Genomic DNA, 548 nt, shown 5'->3' on the forward strand with positions numbered 1-548 from the left:
TGGGCGGCTACCAGGAGGCCGCCGACCGGTCGCTGCAGCTCTGGGCCTTGCCCGCGCAGGGCGCGCCGCAGTCGCTGGGCGTCATGGGGGAGGGGCGCCTGGAGCAACTGCAGGCGCAGTTGGCCCAGGTGCAGGCCGTCCCAGCGCTGGCGGTCAGCCTGGAGCCCAAGGGCGGCGTGCCCAGCGAGACGGGCCCGACCGGGCCGGTGCTGTTCAGCGGGGCTTTGATCAAGCGCGATCTGTAAGCAGATTTGCCCGCTCCCACGCCCTCAACCTAGCGGTACAGGGCGTTTTTATGGCGTATTCCATAGCGGGAAATGCTTGCGCTGGCAGCAGTAACCGCCTCCACGGGCGGGCGATTTAACACCCTGTTTTCAAAGAGAATTTATATAACAAATGAGATCCATTCTCATTCGTAATATACTAGCGCGCCTTGTCATTTTTACTGCTCGCCTGTCCCCGTCATGTCCGCCCTCCCGTTGGAAGCCTTTCGCGATAGCTATCGCGAGCTGATCGCCTTTGTGGCACGCCGTACCGGCAGCCGCCAA

The 548-nt window shown here is 62.8% G+C and carries 1 protein-coding gene; it reads left to right on the forward strand.

The features are described from left to right. A partial coding sequence (locus tag H928_RS28525) for an anti-sigma factor domain-containing protein (protein WP_043340851.1) occupies positions 1 to 245 on the forward strand: 245 nt, incomplete at its 5' end. Positions 246 to 548 lie beyond the last annotated feature (303 nt).

The organism is Comamonas sp. B-9 (assembly GCF_000410635.1).
Taxonomy (GTDB): Bacteria; Pseudomonadota; Gammaproteobacteria; order Burkholderiales; family Burkholderiaceae_C; genus Comamonas.